14 protein-coding genes and 2 pseudogenes are annotated in these 15,130 nt (G+C 57.4%); 14 read left to right on the top strand and 2 right to left on the bottom strand.

Annotated features, from left to right (window positions below; all coding sequences use genetic code 11):
• Positions 1-92: 92 nt before the first annotated feature.
• The 3 genes and pseudogenes from ODQ19_RS11445 to ODQ19_RS11435 form a co-directional block, all read left to right on the top strand.
• Positions 93-791 (top strand): annotated as a pseudogene (locus ODQ19_RS11445) (DNA adenine methylase); the annotation flags it as partial.
• A gap of 922 nt (positions 792-1,713) precedes the next feature.
• Positions 1,714-1,986, top strand: a complete 273-nt coding sequence (locus ODQ19_RS11440; protein ID WP_330210089.1) for a hypothetical protein — start codon at positions 1,714-1,716, stop codon at positions 1,984-1,986.
• A gap of 197 nt (positions 1,987-2,183) precedes the next feature.
• A pseudogene (locus tag ODQ19_RS11435) lies at positions 2,184-2,405 on the top strand (DUF4113 domain-containing protein); the annotation flags it as partial.
• A 285-nt stretch (positions 2,406-2,690) separates the two neighbouring features.
• Here ODQ19_RS11435 and ODQ19_RS11430 read toward each other — a convergent pair.
• The gene (locus ODQ19_RS11430; RefSeq protein WP_330210088.1) at positions 2,691-3,467 is read right to left on the bottom strand and encodes a hypothetical protein; all 777 of its coding nucleotides are present in this window, start codon (positions 3,465-3,467) and stop codon (positions 2,691-2,693) included.
• A 346-nt stretch (positions 3,468-3,813) separates the two neighbouring features.
• Between ODQ19_RS11430 and ODQ19_RS11425 the strand changes: the two genes are divergently transcribed.
• From ODQ19_RS11425 to ODQ19_RS11400, 6 genes are all read left to right on the top strand, one after another.
• Positions 3,814-4,230 (top strand): Ivy family c-type lysozyme inhibitor, encoded by a 417-nt coding sequence (locus ODQ19_RS11425; RefSeq protein WP_330210087.1) that lies wholly within the window; start codon positions 3,814-3,816, stop codon positions 4,228-4,230.
• 94 nt (positions 4,231-4,324) lie between these two features.
• On the top strand, positions 4,325-4,762 hold the full coding sequence (locus ODQ19_RS11420) for a hypothetical protein (RefSeq protein WP_330210086.1): 438 nt from the start codon (positions 4,325-4,327) through the stop codon (positions 4,760-4,762).
• A gap of 92 nt (positions 4,763-4,854) precedes the next feature.
• Positions 4,855-5,052 (top strand): hypothetical protein, encoded by a 198-nt coding sequence (locus ODQ19_RS11415; RefSeq protein ID WP_116665292.1) that lies wholly within the window; start codon positions 4,855-4,857, stop codon positions 5,050-5,052.
• 338 nt (positions 5,053-5,390) lie between these two features.
• On the top strand, positions 5,391-6,131 hold the full coding sequence (locus tag ODQ19_RS11410; protein WP_003192025.1) for a hypothetical protein: 741 nt from the start codon (positions 5,391-5,393) through the stop codon (positions 6,129-6,131).
• A gap of 133 nt (positions 6,132-6,264) precedes the next feature.
• Complete coding sequence (locus ODQ19_RS11405; RefSeq protein ID WP_330210085.1) at positions 6,265-6,540, top strand: hypothetical protein; 276 nt, start codon at positions 6,265-6,267, stop codon at positions 6,538-6,540.
• A gap of 128 nt (positions 6,541-6,668) precedes the next feature.
• Entirely contained in the window at positions 6,669-8,786 is a 2,118-nt protein-coding gene (locus ODQ19_RS11400; RefSeq protein ID WP_330210084.1) for a TonB-dependent receptor family protein, read from the top strand.
• A gap of 1 nt (position 8,787) precedes the next feature.
• Here ODQ19_RS11400 and ODQ19_RS11395 read toward each other — a convergent pair whose 3' ends face one another.
• Positions 8,788-10,605 (bottom strand): sigma-54-dependent Fis family transcriptional regulator, encoded by a 1,818-nt coding sequence (locus ODQ19_RS11395; protein ID WP_330210083.1) that lies wholly within the window; start codon positions 10,603-10,605, stop codon positions 8,788-8,790.
• A 351-nt stretch (positions 10,606-10,956) separates the two neighbouring features.
• Between ODQ19_RS11395 and ODQ19_RS11390 the strand changes: the two genes are divergently transcribed.
• The 5 genes from ODQ19_RS11390 to ODQ19_RS11370 are packed head-to-tail and all read left to right on the top strand — an operon-like array spanning position 10,957 to position 15,106.
• Complete coding sequence (locus ODQ19_RS11390; protein WP_014718865.1) at positions 10,957-12,051, top strand: ABC transporter ATP-binding protein; 1,095 nt, start codon at positions 10,957-10,959, stop codon at positions 12,049-12,051.
• Positions 12,051-13,148, top strand: coding sequence for an ABC transporter ATP-binding protein (locus ODQ19_RS11385; protein WP_116665297.1), 1,098 nt, complete (start codon positions 12,051-12,053; stop codon positions 13,146-13,148). Before ODQ19_RS11390 ends, ODQ19_RS11385 begins: the two co-directional genes overlap by 1 nt.
• Complete coding sequence (locus tag ODQ19_RS11380; RefSeq protein ID WP_003192014.1) at positions 13,145-14,011, top strand: carbohydrate ABC transporter permease; 867 nt, start codon at positions 13,145-13,147, stop codon at positions 14,009-14,011. The genes ODQ19_RS11385 and ODQ19_RS11380 overlap by 4 nt, the downstream gene beginning before the upstream one ends.
• A 10-nt stretch (positions 14,012-14,021) precedes the next feature.
• Positions 14,022-14,822 (top strand): carbohydrate ABC transporter permease, encoded by an 801-nt coding sequence (locus ODQ19_RS11375; RefSeq protein ID WP_065885011.1) that lies wholly within the window; start codon positions 14,022-14,024, stop codon positions 14,820-14,822.
• A gap of 11 nt (positions 14,823-14,833) precedes the next feature.
• A complete protein-coding gene (locus tag ODQ19_RS11370) occupies positions 14,834-15,106 on the top strand; it encodes a DUF2160 domain-containing protein (RefSeq protein ID WP_014718862.1) in 273 nt (90 codons plus the stop codon).
• Positions 15,107-15,130 lie beyond the last annotated feature (24 nt).

The raw sequence follows: 15,130 nt of genomic DNA, 5'->3' as shown, positions 1-15,130 counted from the left end.
CGCCACGCTTGGGTGTGGTCGAGGCATTTGAAGGTACCGCTCAGGCGCTCACCAGCCTCGACACAAAAGTCACCAACCTAGACGGGAAGATCCCTGAGCACGAGTGCTACGTTGAAGTGTTCGCCGGCGGCGCAGCGCTTTACTTCAAGCGCGAAGAGCCTGCAAAGGTGGAGGTGCTTAACGATATCAACGGCGACCTGGTGAACCTGTACCGCGTTGTTCAGCACCACCTCGAGGAGTTTGTGCGCCAGTTCAAGTGGGCGCTTAGCTCTCGGCAGATTTTCGAATGGCAGAAGATGGCGGTGCCCGAAACGCTGACGGACATCCAGAGGGCGGCGAGGTTCTTCTACCTCCAGCACCACGCATTTGGAGCTAACGCCACGGGCCAGACGTTCGGCACTGCCACAACCGGGCGGCCAATCAACCTGCTGCGAATCGAAGAAAATCTATCGCAAGCTTGGCAGCGTCTTTCCGGCACCTACGTCGAGAATCTGCCTTGGCTGAAGTGTGCCAAGAAGTACGACCGACCGCACACCTTCCACTACACGGACCCGCCATATTGGCAGACGGCAGGCTACGGGGTCGGATTTGGCTTTGAGGAATACGAGCGAATGGCCGACTTCATGCGGACCTGCCAGGGCAAGATGATGGTAAGCATCAACGATCATCCAGATATCCGGCGGGCGTTTGAGCGTTTTCGTATGGAATCGATGGATATCCGCTACAGCACCGCGAACCCGAGGCAGGGGAAAGTCGCCGTGACTGGAGAGCTGGCCATTATGAATTGGTAATCGGCCGAGCCGCTCAGGAGGAGACTAGGCTATTGGGCAGTTCCTGCCCTTTGTTCCACATTGTCCGCGGCCTTGTCGACCCTGAATCACTAGAGGGCCACGGCCACCCCTGGCTTGCGCCCTGTTATTTTTGGCCGAGGCTTGGGATGCTGCTGGTCACGGTTCCCTTAGTAGTAATCGTCATACATTTACGCTCCAAAAGAATCTGCAAAGAGGGGGCGGGCATTGAAAATTGAAAGCTCCAACTCCAGTTCAATTCCAATCAGAAGCTAGCCCTAGTTCAAATTGATATAAAGTAAGCTTCCCTCTGCTACTAATATATGGTGATGAAAAATAGAGGTTCGCATCATGCGATTAATAGCTGGGATATTTTTGTTATTTGCATGCGTCCCTGTAATGGCCAACTGCGTAAACTCAATAACCCCAAGCTGTGACGTTTATGATTCCTGCTTCAATAAGTACTGCAATTGCACTGGCAGCGATGAGGAGTATCTGATGTCTTTTGGCAAGCAATACTGTGACGCTTTCCTAAATGAGCACTCGTTTACCTCAAACGGAAATCAATGGCGCGATAATACATTGCGCTGTTTGCAGGAGGCTATTGTACCGTCGATACCATTCACGGATACAAAATCGTGCAATTGCCAAGAGGTAAAGAAAATTGCTTACACGAGCCACGTCAGCTGCTACACACAGCCAAACTCCTCAGTCTGTGATCTGCCATCAGCAGACATAAAACTGATTGCGACAACAATAATTTTTAACAGCAAATTCATTTCTGCCATGAAGGACTACTCATTGGGGATCGAGCAGGTTAGAGATACATTCACCAAATGTTCAAGCACCGCTAAGGAGGAAGGAAACAGAAAGCAATGGACCTTCTATAGCAAACTTTTACATGGAAAACTAAAGTAGGTGAAAAATGAATATCACAAAAAAATCGGCATACATTTTGATTGTATCCATGCTTTTTTGCGCAGTAGCGACTGCAGAAGAAGTTGAGGTTCAGCCTACCGATGAAGAGCTGGGCTACATGGAGCGCCTTGACACATATATGGGGGAAACTGCCGGTGGCAATGACAGTGTATCAGCAAGAGTTATTGAGACTGAAACAGGTGAGAGAAAAATTCAAATGGACTACTCCGAAAGCACGGGCTCCGAAATCACTGGGACCAGGGCAGAAACACCTGAATAGCTGGAGGAGGATAGTTGACGGTAGACTTCACAAAAAGCCTACCGCCGATTTTCTCAGGATCGATCCTGACAGAGAGCTTGTCCTATAAATCCTCGTGGTGCTGCATCCCTTCATTCTGTTCAAGTCAAGCGCCTGCCCCGTGGCATCCATCACAGGCCGTATGACTGAACGTGACGTGCTGCTGTTGAGACCCACACTGCCAGCCAGGCGAGTACACCGATGATCTATTCGCGGCGTCGCAGCAAGCGGAAGCATCCAGGTTGATGGCGGTGCTGGATTAGATCAATGGACGATGGGGAGGGGGAGCTCTGCGATCGGGCAGCGTGCAGACGAACCATGAATGGGGCGTGCGGCGGGAGATGATGAGTCAGAGCTATACGACGAGGCTTGATCAGCTTTGGTCGGTGGCATGCAAATAGGTGTTTTTGTTCGGTCGGCAGGACGCCGGGGAAGGGGAAATCGTTTCCGCAACTCGATGCGCGCCCCTTGATCTGCGCGGCTTACAGGTCAGCTAAAAATGGCTACATGCGGAAACTATCAGTAGCTAATGTGTTGATTTGTATAGTTAACTCGGCAGTCTTGAAAACCGGCGGACGTTAATAGCGTCTCCAGGGTTCGAATCCCTGGTTTCCCGCCAAGATTTACACGAAAGCCTCGCGAAAGCGGGGCTTTTGCGTTTCTGGGGTTGGGTTATGCCGGGCTATTCATGCCATAGGCCTGACTCGAAAGGCCAGAAACACCGGCCCGAATGGGAAGGTACTGACTTCCAGCTCATCCAGTGGATTGAGCGTGTGCGTGCGGTTTCCAGCGTTGCTGTAGATCACATGGCTGCTGGATACGGCGATGTTGACCTTGCCGGCCGCCGCCTGGATTAAATTCACCTTGAACCCTTCAATCACATCCTCACCGATTGTCAGCGTGACATCTGTATCGCTGATGACGAGGATCGACTTGCCTGAATCCGACATGGTCAAGGGCCTGCTGCCGGTAATAGAGACATTGGTGTGCACATGTCCGCCAGCGTGGTAGCTGACCATCCTCGGATCAGCGAAGACCCGAGCGAAGGAGCCGACATAATTCACACTGGCGCGCATGTCGTCGAATTGCTCGACCACATAAGTACCGATGCTGCCGGAGACTTCCCCGTTGGGATCCAAAACCCATTTGCGTCCTACCATCAACCCGATCTGGGTATTGGCACGTACACCGGCACGCATTTCTTCCAGAAAGAGTTGGCTGATCTGGCCACCGCCTTTGCCCTGGACATAGGTAAATCGTGCAATGGAATGGCTGTCGCCAGTGGGGCTGCCCTGGGCAGTATCGACTTTGTAGTCGACAAAGTCTGCCGAGACGATGGTGGTCGTGGTGTTGGCGTTTGGCGCCCAGGTAAAATCCAGGACTCTGCCGGTTTTGACCTGCTCTAGAGAGGTAGTGGCTTGTGATGTAGTAGTAGAGCCTGACTGCTTCAAATCGTCATTCATGATACTCATCCGTAAGTGGGGTGTGGGTCGAAAGTACAGCAAGCAAATGACCGTCGTCATCACACCACGTTTTCTACAAGACTATGCTGTCTTACTGGATCCGTATGGAGCAGTCATCGTGCAGGTGCCCTCGCACTGCGTATTCATCACTAAGCACAGTACGGAGCTTTTAGCTTGACTGATTTACTCATCTCCACGGCAGCCATGGCCTACCTCATGATTTCAGGCTTGTTTGTTAGGTGAAGGTCGAAACTTCCAAAACAGTGTCCTGTCCGAGTCTTCATACCAGCGTTTAAGTGCAACCTGTGAAAAGCGGCTGAGAAGTCAGCGAGAGGGAGTCATTCGAATGAAAATATTGAGCCTTTTAATGCTGGCGGGTGCCTCCATGATGCTAGCGTCTGAAGGCGTTTGGGCTGAACAATATCTGCCCGAGATTGCCAGCAAAGCGCCTTACAAAAAAGCCTACGCAGAGATGCTCAGTTATCCGGACTGGGTCAGTAAAGCTCAGGGCACAGCGTCGCCAGTCGAGACGGTTTCGGCCGATGGTAAGCGCTTTGCGGTAGGCCACATGTGCAAGCCACATGATTGTGCAGACAATCAGCTAATCGTGGTCTTTAACGCAGATGGAACAAAGTCCTGGGGGCTACTCGCGACTCGTCCAGCCGATGGAGATGCATTCAGTAAGCAATTACTGGGTGATCCCGACAGTGTCGTTCAGGGCTTACTGAATAAGTCGTTTGCTGACAACAATCCCGAAGATTGATGACCGGTGTCGCTCTGCTGCGGCAAGCGGTGGGTGGGTAGAACGGCCATCAGATAAGATGTAGCGACCAGCCAGCTTGTTACGGTTATCGTGGATGTTAAAGTCGCACAAAATTTTTCGAGGGAACGATATGCGAGGCTTAATCGGAGCATCACTGCTTGTTGCTATTGGTGGGTGCTCCACATCGCCTATATCTGCCGACATCGCAGACCCTGTGCCATCCACAAGAATGTATGCCTTTACGCAGAAGAACGCGGCTCAGTTGGTGGTGACTAGAGACTCGGGCATCTACGGAGCTGAAGTCCGTTTTATTTTGCATATTGATGGAAAACCGGCTGCCGAGTTTCACCCTGGGGAGGTTGCCAGGTTTGGGCTGGCCCCTGGCAAGCATATTCTTGGTGTCTCGAAATACATGCTTTTCGGCACCTCAAGAATCATCGAATCAGAAATTGATATGAAGCCGGGAGACGTTGTTCGCCGCAGAATTTCTCAGCACGGCAGCAGTTTTTCTTTCACGCCGACTGCCTACTAAACGCCATTCGTCTAACGCCCCGCACTCTCAATCCCGTTGCAGCCTCTCAATCCTAAGCGCGGATATCCCGAGCCTATAAACGGAGTGCCAGCATGGAAATCAACGAGAAAGCCCCAGGCAACATTTCCCAGCAAGCGGTTACCCGGGGCACCGATAACGAGACGGGGCATGACCCGCGGCGTGACGAGGACAATATCCCGCTGCCGCCGGACGACGACGCGCCTCTTGAAGAAGATATGTCGGATGTAGATGCGGCCGATTCAGTAGCTACTGAGCATCCCAAGACCTGAAGGCGTTCAGGCCAACGAGCCCGGCCCTGTGCCGTAATGCCGTTGTAGGAGCGAGTTTGCTCGCGAAAAACGTCAGTGATAACGCGTGTTTTCTGATTGAACGCGGCGCCTGTGATTTTTTCGCGAGCAAGCTCGCTCCTACAACAAACCTTCTGAGCGGCATTACGGCCCTGTGCCGGGCTTCGTCTGCTGGTCACCCTGGTCTCGTTCACCTCCTTGTGGCTGTAAGCCGATGCTGATCCGACCCGCACCGCTGCACTTTTTTCCATTTTGCTGATCTACCCCTGTCCCGGCCACCCGACTCCCGCAGGTGGCCCACAGAATCAGACCCGGTGCCGATGGATCGAACGTCAACTGTTTTTACCTCCCGATGGCCGCTGCTGCTTGCTGCGGTTTTCGCGCTCTGCGCAACAGGTTGCAGTCAACAACAGGGTCGCGATATCGCCAGGCAGTTCAGCGATGGCAAGCCCGATGAATTCTTCCAGACCAGCGTCGACCGCATGGCCACCTTGGGGATGCGTGACAACCTGCAAAGCCTCTACTTGCTGATGAGCAAGCTCTACCTGCGCAACCCCAACCAGTGGCGTCAATCGGGGTATCCGGATGCGGTGACCGCCGCCCGGCAAATCCGCCAGGCCATCGAAAATCGCCAACCCTTGCCCGCACTGGGTGACCGGCGTGACTTGGCAGCCCTGAGCTATTCCTTGAGCCCTGACTTTCGCGGCGACCGCGTCGGCGCGTTCATCTATGCGATTGGCAGCATGCTCGTGACCGCCCACGGTGGGCGTACGCAGTTTTATGTGACCGACTCGATCAACCCGCAGTTTGTCAGCAATGCCGCGCGCAATATCGAAAAGGCCACCTGGCTGCTCAGCCAGCGTCAGGATGCCAACGGCGTGCTGCTGTTGTTTTCCAACGAGATATCGGAGGAGGGCAGTAACCTCAGTTTTGCCGTTGAGTTCGGCAAGATCGTCGCGCGTTTGGACCTGCTTACCCAAATCCTTGATGAGCGTTACCGGCGCATTGGCCTCAATTACGCACAAAGCCTGTTGCTGATGAATTTCCTGCCGGTGCAGTGAGGCCCATCGCATCGACCAATCGGTGCGGTGTTTCCCTTTCCGCTGTAGGAAGCGGCCTATCTTGCCTCCGGCGGCTTGAAACGCCTGCCTGCGGGCAATAGCCTCGGATTTTTCTTAAACACGAGGCCCTCCCTTGGGTAAACGAAAAACGGTTTGGCCCACGGATCGCGAAATACGCTTGCGGTTTATCCTCTATGCGGTGATCGACGCCGCGACGGCCCAGGGCGTGTCTGCCGAGTTATTGCTGCCGGCGCATAAGTTATTGCGTGACTCGCCCACGGAGGTCCAGTTGCGCGACACCTTGGTGGAGATTCTCTCCACTGACGAAATGTATGGCTTTCGCTTTCCGCCGGGGTCGGATGCCGATGACCTGATGCGGGCATTGGCAAGGCCTGACGGCCAAACCTGATTCATCCTGTTTTTAAAACGCCCCTGTCCGTCATTAAGGAGTGACCTGACGGGCATGCCTGCCTTCCCATCACTGTTCGCGTGGTGGGTTTGGCCCGGCACGTTCCCGGATTCCAAGGACCTGCCCCAATGCTGCTGCGCCACCCTCCGTTTATTTTTGCCGCCTTGACCCTCAGCTCGCTGGTACAGGCTGAAGGCCTGCAATTGGCGCCGGTTGAAGTCACAACGGCTGAGGCCAGCGCCGCAGAAATCGCCCAGGCACAACTCAAAAGCGTGCCCGGCGGTACTAATTACATCGATATGGACAGCGTGCAACAAGGACGGGTCAGCACCAACGAGGATGTCTTCAAGTACCAGGCCGGTGTGTACGCCAAGGCGGCCAATAACGAAGGGGTGAAGGTGTCCATTCGTGGCTCGGGCCTGAACCGCGCCCCCGGTGCCCATGCCTCCGGCCTGTATGAAATGTTCGACGGCCTGCCGCTTACCGGCCCAGGCGGCACGCCCTATGAGCTCAAGGACCCGCTGTGGCAAAGCAGGGTAGAGGTGCTGCGTGGCGCCAACGGGTTCGATCAGGGTGCATTGGCCTTGGGCGGTGCGGTCAATTACGTCACCCGCACCGGCTTGGACGCACCCAAGTTACAAGTGCGCTATGAGGTCGGCAGTCGCGGCTATGCCCAGCGCGAAGTCAGTTCGGGGCAAGTGCTGGGGGACGCCGACTATTACATCAGCCTCACCGATTCGGAGTCCGACGGTTATCAGCACCAAAGCGCTGGTACCGGCAAGGGCATCGCTGCCAACTTTGGCTACCGCTTTAACCCGGACCTGGAAACGCGCTTCTATTTGCGTTACCGCGAAACCACCAACGATTCTCCCGGCAGGCTCACGCGTGACCAGATCAGCCATGATCCGCGTGCCGCCAACAGCCTCAATGCCGCCCGCGATTCAAAGCGCCTGCAACCGGGCTCCACCTGGATCGCCAACAAGACCACCTTGCGGTTGGACGATAACGCACGGGTCGAGGTCGGGCTGGCCTATCACGACTACCCCATGGACCTGCGCGAAGGCACGAACCGCCTCAAAGTTGCCTACACCGATATCAGCGGCACCCTGAATTACATCCGCCAGGACAGCCTGTTCGGCCACGCGAGTACTACCACTCTCGGCCTGCGTACCACCCAGGCGATGCCGAATAATGGTGCGTCGGAATACGTCCGCATCCCTGCGGGCAATACCGCCATTTATGCCCCCGGTACCAAAACCCGCGACTACAGCTACCTGGGCTCCGACACCGTGCTGCATGTAGGCAACGAACTGGAACTGGTTGAGGATCTATGGCTGACCACCGGCCTTGCCGCGATCTATACGCGCCGCGAAACCCAAGTCACTTACCCCGACGGCCAGGCGCCGCTCAGTCAGCATGATTGGGATTACGCGCCGCGCATTGGCCTGCGTTACGACTTCAACCCGCAGTTGCAGGTTTACGGCAACCTGAGCCGCTCGGTAGAACCACCGCACGCGTGGTCGATGATTTGGGGCTCGAACAAATACTTTGGCCCGGGCAGTGGGGCAGCCACGGGGTTGCAACGTGAAGGCGTGAAGCTGCGCAATCAGACCGCCACCACCCTGGAAATCGGCGGGCGCGGTGAAGCCTGGCTCGGCCAATGGGACCTGGCGTTTTATCGCTCGGAAGTTCGTCACGAGCTGCTCTCCGTGGAGACTCAGGCTCAGACTGCCACCAGCAACGCCATCATCGCCGAATCCAACGCCAGCCCCACCGTGCACCAGGGTGTGGAACTGAGCCTGCTCAGCCCGCTGTGGGACGGCGGCCGCAGCGGTAAGCTCGACCTGCGCCAGGCCTACACCTTCAGCGACTTCCACTACCGCGACGACGACCGTTTCGGCGACAACACCTTGCCCGGCATTCCCAAGCACTATTACCAGGCGCAACTGCGCTACAGCCACCCGACGGGTTTCTACACCAGCCTCAACACCGAGCATGCCTCACGGGTAGCGGTGGACTACGCCAATTCCTACTACGCGGCGGCCTACACCACCCTTGGCGCCACCTTCGGCTACGACGCGCCCAAGCAGGACTGGCAAGCCTGGGTCGACCTGCGCAACCTCACCAACCGCCGTTACGCCAACACCGTCACGCCGGGCTACGACGATAAAGGCATGGACGCTGCACGCTCCACCCCCGCTGATGGGCGTGGTATCTACACCGGCGTTTCCTGGAGTTGGCGTTAAATCAGCCTTCGTGCTGGCGCAGGCGCTTGTACAGGGTGTTGCGGCTCACCCCCAGCTCCCGCGCCAGGTGGGAAATATTCCCGCCCACCGCTTCCAGGCGCTGGCTCAGGTCAAGGCGTTCATCCAGGTGCTCAGGTTTGGACTGCGGTACCGTTGCCTGCAAATCCACAAAAAAATCATCGGGCAGGTGCTCTGCACGGATCGGCTGCTCCTCGGCCATTGCCAACGCCACCTGCAACACGCTGCTCACCTGGCGTAAATTCCCTGGCCATGGGTGTTGCTCGAACAACTCCAGCACCTCGGTGCTCAGCCCGGCCCATTGCGTCGGCTCGCGGTGTTGCTGCCACAGTTGCTGGAACAGCGCCCGCTTGTCGGTACGCTCGCGCAACGGCGGCAGCTCCAGGGTCAGGCCGCCGATGCGGTAGTACAAGTCCTCGCGAAAGCGTCCGGCCTGCACCAGTTCGCGCAAGGCGCGGTTGGTCGCCGAGATGATGCGCAAGTCCACCGGGAACACCTCGCTGCTGCCCACCGGCTGCACACAGCGTTCTTGCAGCACCCGTAACAGACGGGCTTGGGTGGGCAGCGGCATATCGCCGATCTCGTCGAGAAACAACGTGCCCTTGTCCGCCTTGCGGATCAGGCCGATGCTGCCTTTTTGGTTAGCGCCGGTGAAGGCGCCTTTTTCGTAGCCGAACAGTTCCGATTCCACCAGCTCTGCGGGAATCGCCGCACAGTTCACCGCGATCAACGCCTGTCGGCTGCGGGAACTGGCCTGGTGCAGAGCTTTGACGAACACCTCTTTGCCTACGCCGGTCTCGCCGTGGATCAACAGCGGAATGTCCTTTTCCAACAGGCGCTCGGCCTGGCGCACGGCTTTTTCCACGCGCACATCGCCAAAATGCAGGGTCTGGAGGTTGATCGCGGTCGGTGCGGGCGGCGGCGGTTGGCTGAACACCCGGGCCTGCACCGGCATCTGCTTGGGGCGCTTCAACAGGCACTGGAAGCGGTTACGCCCAGCCGCCTGCAACGCAAACGGCAACCCTTCGGGCTGGTTGAGCAACTCCAGCAGCGACACCTTGAACAGACTGTCGATCATCACCCGCGAGAGGCTGATGCCCAGCAGGTTATCCGCACGCCGATTGGCCGACAGGACCTGGCCGCTTTCATCAAAGATCAGCAGGCCGGCCCATTGGCTGTCGAGGTTGCTCAAGCCGGTGTTAAAGGTCAGTTGGAAGTGTTCGCCGCGAAACAGGTTGAGGATCAGCCGGTTTTCCACGGTCTGGCTCATCATCTTGACCATACCCAGGGTGTGGGAGGGCGGCAGGTAACTGTCGCTGGACACATCCAGCACGGCGATGATTTCGCGCTGGGCGTCGAAAATCGGCGCCGCGGAGCCGGTCATGAAGCGGTTGGCCTTCAAGAAGTGTTCATCGTGTTCAATATGCACGGCCTGGGCGCAGGCCAGTGCGGTGCCGATGGCGTTGGTGCCGCTGGCGCGCTCCATCCAGCTGGCGCCGGGGCTGAAGCCACGGGCTAGCGTGGGTTCGATAAACCGCTGGGTGCCCCAAGAGGTCAGCACCTGGCCCTGATTGTCGGCCAGCATGATCAGGCAGTTGGAATTACTGAGGATGTTCTCGTAGTAGGGCAACACTTCCTGGTGGGTGGTCTGTACCAGGGAATGCTGGCTTTCCAGGAGATGGCGAATGCCCTCGGCGGGCAGTTGGTCAAAGCTGGGGGTGCTCTGGTGGTCCAGGCCGTAGGCGCGGCAACGGCGCCAGGATTCCTGGATAAGGGTGTCGTGGGTCAAGGGTTCGGCCATCGTGCGACCTTCTTTATTATTGTTGTCGGGTCTTGCGCCATCTAACGTCAGACATCGAATAATGTGGGAGCGGGCTTGCCCGCGATGGCAGAGGGTCAGGCACAGCATCTACAAACTGATGCACCGCCATCGCGGGCAAGCCCGCTCCCACATTTGATCCTCGTCGCGCATAAAGTGTTGTTCACAACTGTTCATTGTCAACCCCGGCAGTGTTCAGTTGTTCAGCCGGATTGTTCACTCCTGAACATCATGATTCGCCCATTTCCTTACACATCAAGCGCTTGCGGTTTTGGCACGAAACTCGCTCTGACAACGGACCAGATTCATTCCAATAATAAAAAAGGTCGTGTCATGTCATTGACCCTGGAACATGTCTCCCGCGTTGTCGACGGCCAAACCTGGATCGACGACGCCAACCTGCGGTTCGAAGCCGGTTCTTTCAACGTCCTGCTCGGTCGTACCCTGTCGGGCAAGACCAGCCTGATGCGCCTGATGGCCGGCCTGGACAAGCCCGACAGCGGCCGCATCCTGATGAACGGCGTGGATGTCACGCAAAAGCCGGTGCGCCTGCGCAATGTGTCGATGGTCTACCAGCAGTTCATCAACTACCCGACCATGACCGTATTCGAGAACATCGCCTCGCCGTTGCGTCAGGCCGGTGTGTCCCAAGAGGTGATCCAGAGCAAGGTGCTGGAAACCGCCAAGATGCTGCGCATCGAGAAATTCCTGCAGCGCCACCCTCTGGAATTGTCCGGTGGCCAGCAACAACGCACCGCCATGGCCCGCGCCCTGGTCAAAGACGCCGAATTGATTCTGTTCGATGAGCCGCTGGTCAACCTGGACTACAAACTGCGCGAAGAGCTGCGCCAGGAAATGCGCGAACTGTTCAAGGCGCGCCACACCATCGCCATTTATGCCACCACTGAGCCCAACGAGGCCTTGGCCTTGGGTGGCACCACCACCATTCTTCACGAGGGGCGGGTGATCCAAAGCGGCAAGGCCGCCGAGGTCTACCACCAGCCGCAAACCGTCCTCGCCGCTGAGCTGTTCTCCGAGCCGCCGATCAACCTGATGCCAGGGCGCATCAGCGGTAACGAAGTGAGTTTCGCCAACTTCGTGCATTTCCCACTCAATGTTGACCTGCGTCCTATCGGCGAAGGCGAATTCCGCTTTGGCGTGCGCCCCAGCCATATCAGCCTGGTACCCAGTAACGATGATGACCTGGAGCTGGCGGTGACCGTGGAAGTCGCCGAAATCAGCGGCTCGGAAACCTTCCTGCATGTGCGCAGTGAGCACTTCCTGTTGGTGCTGCACCTGCCGGGGGTGCATGAGTACGACGTGGACGCGCCGATCCGCGTGTATATCCCCACCCATAAACTGTTTGTGTTCGATGGTCAGGGCCGCTTGGTCCAGGCCCCCGGGCGCCGTGTTGCGAGGGTTGCCTGATGGCCGAGATTCATTTGCGCAACCTGGCCCATAGCTACAGCCCTACGCCTACAGGGCCAGAAGACTACGCCATTCGGGAAATGAACCATGTGTGGGAGCAGGGCGGTGCCTACGCCCTGCTCGGGCCGTCAGGCTGCGGAAAGTCCACGCTGCTCAATATCATTTCCGGCCTGCTCAGCCCGTCCGAAGGCCAGGTACTGTTCGATACCCAAGTGGTCAACGACTTGACCCCGGAAAAGCGCAATATTGCCCAGGTATTCCAGTTCCCGGTGGTGTACGACACCATGACGGTGTTCGACAACCTGGCGTTCCCGCTGCGCAACCAGGGTATGGCCGAAGCGAAAATCCATAGCAAGGTGCAGGAGATCGCCGAAGTCCTCGACCTGCAAAACCTGCTGAGCAAAAAAGCCCGCAACCTCACCGCCGATGAAAAACAGAAAGTCTCCATGGGCCGTGGCCTGGTGCGCGATGACGTGTCGGCCATTCTGTTCGATGAGCCGCTGACGGTGATCGACCCGCACCTGAAGTGGAAACTGCGGCGCAAGCTCAAGCAGATCCATGAGCAGTTCAATATCACCATGGTCTACGTCACCCACGATCAGCTGGAAGCCTCCACATTCGCCGACAAAATCGCGGTGATGTACGGCGGGCAGATCGTGCAGTTCGGTACGCCGCGTGAATTGTTCGAGCGGCCCAGCCACACCTTTGTCGGTTACTTCATCGGTAGCCCTGGGATGAATCTGATTGAGGTGCAGGTCAACGCTGGCGGTGTAGGGTTCGCCAATACCCTGTTGCCGCTGTCCGAAGCGATGCAGCAACGTCTCAACACCACCGACTACAAAAAGCTCCAGGTCGGCATTCGTCCGGAATTTATCCACGTGTGGGACGAGTACAACCCTGACGCCCTGCAAGCCGACGTCGCCCATGTGGAAGATCTTGGCACCTACAAGATCATGACCCTCAACCTCGATGGCGCCACCCTCAAGGTGCGCCTGGCCGAGGATAAGCCGGTGCCGGAAGGGAAGGCCTCCATCAGCTTCCCGGCGCAATGGCTGATGCTCTACGCCGACGATTACCTGCTGGAGGTGGCGCCATGAACAAGGTGCAGAACAACAAGGCCTGGTGGCTGGTGTTGCCGGTGTTCCTGCTGGTAGCGTTCAGTGCGGTGATCCCGATGATGACGGTGGTCAACTATTCGGTGCAGGACATTTTCGACCAATCCAGCCGCTATTTCGTCGGGGCCGACTGGTACAAGCAGGTGCTGCTCGACCCGCGCCTGCACGACTCGCTGCTGCGTCAGTTCATCTACTCGGCCTGCGTGCTGTTGATCGAGATCCCGCTGGGCATCGCCATCGCCCTGACCATGCCCACCAAGGGCCGCTGGTCCTCGTTGGTGCTGATCATCCTCGCCATTCCCTTGCTGATTCCGTGGAACGTGGTCGGCACTATCTGGCAGATTTTTGGCCGTGCCGACATCGGCCTGCTGGGCTCGACCCTCAACGCCTTGGGCATCAGCTACAACTATGCTGCCAACACCATGGATGCCTGGGTCACCGTGCTGGTGATGGATGTATGGCACTGGACCTCACTGGTGGCGCTGCTGTGCTACTCAGGTCTACGGGCCATTCCGGACGTGTACTACCAGGCCGCGCGGATTGATCGTGCATCGGCCTGGGCGGTGTTCCGACATATCCAGTTGCCGAAGATGAAAAGCGTACTGCTGATCGCGGTGATGCTGCGCTTCATGGACAGCTTCATGATCTACACCGAACCCTTCGTGCTCACCGGCGGCGGGCCGGGTAATGCCACCACCTTCCTGAGTCAGACGCTTACCCAGATGGCCGTCGGCCAATTCGACCTGGGCCCGGCGGCGGCGTTTTCCCTGGTGTACTTCCTGATCATCCTGTTGGTGTCCTGGCTGTTCTACACCGCCATGACCCATTCCGACGCCAACCGCTGAGGCCGCCAACATGAGCAAACGCAAAGTTATTCCGCTACTGGTTTACATCCTGTTCCTGCTGGTGCCGATCTACTGGCTGCTGAACATGTCCTTCAAGAGCAACACAGAAATCCTCGGCGGCCTGACCCTGTTTCCCCAGGACTTCACCCTGGCCAACTACAAGGTGATCTTCACCGACCCGAGCTGGTACACCGGCTACCTCAACTCGCTGTACTACGTGAGCCTGAACACGGTGATCTCCCTGAGCGTGGCGCTACCGGCGGCGTATGCGTTCTCGCGCTACCGCTTCCTGGGTGACAAGCACTTGTTCTTCTGGCTGCTGACCAACCGCATGGCGCCGCCGGCGGTGTTTCTGCTGCCATTCTTCCAGCTGTATTCCTCCATCGGGTTGTTCGACACGCACATTGCCGTTGCCCTGGCCCATTGCCTGTTCAACGTGCCGTTGGCGGTATGGATCCTGGAAGGCTTCATGTCTGGTGTGCCCAAGGAAATCGACGAAACCGCCTACATTGACGGCTATAGTTTTCCCAAGTTCTTCGTGAAGATTTTTATCCCGCTGATCGGCTCCGGTATCGGCGTGACGGCGTTTTTCTGTTTCATGTTTTCCTGGGTAGAACTGCTGCTGGCGCGCACGCTCACCTCGGTCAACGCCAAGCCCATCGCAGCGGTGATGACTCGTACGGTGTCGGCCTCCGGCATTGATTGGGGTGTGCTGGCAGCGGCGGGGGTGTTGACCATCCTGCCGGGCATGCTGGTGATCTGGTTTGTTCGCAACCACGTGGCCAAGGGCTTTGCCCTGGGCCGGGTCTAGAGGAGTCGATGATGGAATGGATGGCCTGGACCACTCCCACTGCGTTGTTCTTTGGCGGCATCGCCCTGATTCTGGCGGGCATGACGACCTGGGAATTGCGTTCGCCAAGCATCCCGCGGCGCGGTTTGCTGCCGATCAGCACCACCCGTGGCGATCGCTTGTTTATCGGTCTTCTCGGCAGCGCCTACCTGCATTTGCTGGTGATCGGCGTTACCGACTGGAGCATCTGGGTGGCGTCCGCGCTCTCCCTGGTATGGCTGTTGAGTGTGATGCGTTGGGGCTAGGTGTGCACGGGCTTGTGTGGCGAG

Source organism: Pseudomonas sp. AM4(2022) (genome assembly GCF_036346515.1).
GTDB lineage: Bacteria > Pseudomonadota > Gammaproteobacteria > Pseudomonadales > Pseudomonadaceae > Aquipseudomonas > Aquipseudomonas paracarnis.
This window is presented reverse-complemented; position numbering and strand designations above follow the sequence as displayed.

Coding starts and splice junctions, on each gene's coding strand:
- ODQ19_RS11440 (WP_330210089.1), top strand. CDS start 1,714: ATGAATATCACAAAAAAATCGGCATACATTTTGATTGTATCCATGCTT.
- ODQ19_RS11430 (WP_330210088.1), bottom strand. CDS start 3,467: ATGAATGACGATTTGAAGCAGTCAGGCTCTACTACTACATCACAAGCC.
- ODQ19_RS11425 (WP_330210087.1), top strand. CDS start 3,814: ATGAAAATATTGAGCCTTTTAATGCTGGCGGGTGCCTCCATGATGCTA.
- ODQ19_RS11420 (WP_330210086.1), top strand. CDS start 4,325: ATGTTAAAGTCGCACAAAATTTTTCGAGGGAACGATATGCGAGGCTTA.
- ODQ19_RS11415 (WP_116665292.1), top strand. CDS start 4,855: ATGGAAATCAACGAGAAAGCCCCAGGCAACATTTCCCAGCAAGCGGTT.
- ODQ19_RS11410 (WP_003192025.1), top strand. CDS start 5,391: ATGGATCGAACGTCAACTGTTTTTACCTCCCGATGGCCGCTGCTGCTT.
- ODQ19_RS11400 (WP_330210084.1), top strand. CDS start 6,669: ATGCTGCTGCGCCACCCTCCGTTTATTTTTGCCGCCTTGACCCTCAGC.
- ODQ19_RS11395 (WP_330210083.1), bottom strand. CDS start 10,605: ATGGCCGAACCCTTGACCCACGACACCCTTATCCAGGAATCCTGGCGC.
- ODQ19_RS11390 (WP_014718865.1), top strand. CDS start 10,957: ATGTCATTGACCCTGGAACATGTCTCCCGCGTTGTCGACGGCCAAACC.
- ODQ19_RS11385 (WP_116665297.1), top strand. CDS start 12,051: ATGGCCGAGATTCATTTGCGCAACCTGGCCCATAGCTACAGCCCTACG.
- ODQ19_RS11380 (WP_003192014.1), top strand. CDS start 13,145: ATGAACAAGGTGCAGAACAACAAGGCCTGGTGGCTGGTGTTGCCGGTG.
- ODQ19_RS11375 (WP_065885011.1), top strand. CDS start 14,022: ATGAGCAAACGCAAAGTTATTCCGCTACTGGTTTACATCCTGTTCCTG.
- ODQ19_RS11370 (WP_014718862.1), top strand. CDS start 14,834: ATGGAATGGATGGCCTGGACCACTCCCACTGCGTTGTTCTTTGGCGGC.